This window comes from Micromonospora sp. NPDC005173 (assembly GCF_040608515.1).
Classification (GTDB): Bacteria; Actinomycetota; Actinomycetes; order Mycobacteriales; family Micromonosporaceae; genus Micromonospora.
The window spans coordinates 1-1,251 of the sequence record NZ_JBEXIK010000112.1 but is presented as its reverse complement, the minus strand read 5'-3'; the positions used below and the strand labels follow the sequence as shown (position 1 = coordinate 1,251).

Annotated in this window: 1 protein-coding gene and 2 pseudogenes; 2 read left to right on the top strand and 1 reads right to left on the bottom strand. The window is 67.1% G+C overall.

Annotated features, from left to right (window positions below; genetic code table 11):
- Nucleotides 1-306: pseudogene (locus ABZV00_RS37820) on the top strand (hypothetical protein); the annotation flags it as partial.
- A gap of 134 nt (nucleotides 307-440) precedes the next feature.
- A pseudogene (locus tag ABZV00_RS37815) lies at nucleotides 441-1,118 on the top strand (ISAs1 family transposase); the annotation flags it as partial.
- Here ABZV00_RS37815 and ABZV00_RS37810 read toward each other — a convergent pair.
- On the bottom strand, nucleotides 1,048-1,227 hold the full coding sequence (locus ABZV00_RS37810; RefSeq protein ID WP_355615470.1) for a hypothetical protein: 180 nt from the start codon (nucleotides 1,225-1,227) through the stop codon (nucleotides 1,048-1,050). The pseudogene ABZV00_RS37815 and the gene ABZV00_RS37810 sit on opposite strands and share 71 nt — an antisense overlap.
- Nucleotides 1,228-1,251: the final 24 nt, after the last annotated feature.

Here is a 1,251-nt window from a genome sequence, read left to right as displayed (position 1 = left end):
GTGGTCGAACATGATGTGAGGAAGGTGCGGGTGGTGTTGCCTGCCCACGTGGTCGAGGTCGGGACCGAGCCGCTGGACCGGCCGATGCGGAACTCAGTGGGCGGCTGGCCATTCCTCGACGACGCCCAGGAATGGCCCGAGTGTTTCTGCGGCGAGCGGATGGCTCTGTTCTTTCAACTCGACATACCCCCGGACGTGGAGATTTTCGGCGGAGACCACCTGCTGGTCTTCCACTGCCGTGCTCACAACGACGCATCCGAACCCGAGTCGGCCAATGGTCGGCTTGTACCCAGGGCGATTGCGTAGTCGATCGGTGGGTGCCCTGAGCTGGGAATCTACGGGGTGAGTGGCCTCTGTGGAGGCGGGAAGAGCGGGTGAGATCGCGTCGGTGATCATGGAGTTCTCTAGGCTTCACGACACCCCGAGGACCTCACCCGCCGATGTCATCATGCCCGATCCCTGCGCTGTCTTCGGTCGCCGGCACCCCTGGCACGTCACCACCGTCCGTTACTGCAGGTGAGACAACGGGACTGCTACACGCCTTGGCGGCGGTCCCGGATCCTCGAGATCCGCGGGGAGTGCGTTACCCGCTGTCGGGCTTGCTCGCGGTCGCGGTGTGCGCGGTCCTCGCGGGGGCGTCGTCGTTCGCCGCGATCACCGATTGGTTGCACGATCTGGATGAGCAGGCCCGCGACCGGCTCGGCTTCGGCCATGGGGTGCCGGCGGGTACGACGGTATGGCGGTTGCTGACCCGCCTCGACGATCAGTTGTTGTCTACCGTCCTCGCGGGTTGGCTGAAGGTCCGCGCCCGGCCGGTCACACCCCGGCCGCACCGATATCGGACGGTGATCGCCGTGGACGGGAAAACGCTGCGGGGAGCCCGCCGTGCCGACGGCGGTCAGGTTCATCTGCTGTCCGCGCTGGACACCAGCACCGGCATCGTCCTGGCCCAGGTCACCGTGAGCGCGAAGAGCAACGAGATCCCCGCGTTCGCACCGCTGCTCGACGCGGTCGAGCAAGTGTTGGGCAGCCTGACCGGTCTGCTGTTCATCGCCGACGCCCTGCACACCCAGACCGCCCACGCCGAGGAGATCGCCGCCCGCGGCGCCCACCTGATGATCCCGACGAAAGGCAACCAACCCACAGCTCACGCAGCCCAAACACCTCGCGGACCACCACGTACGCCCGGATCACGTCGGCCGCGCTGGCCGCGGTCTCCTCGACCACCCGGAAGACGAACGTGATGCCGCC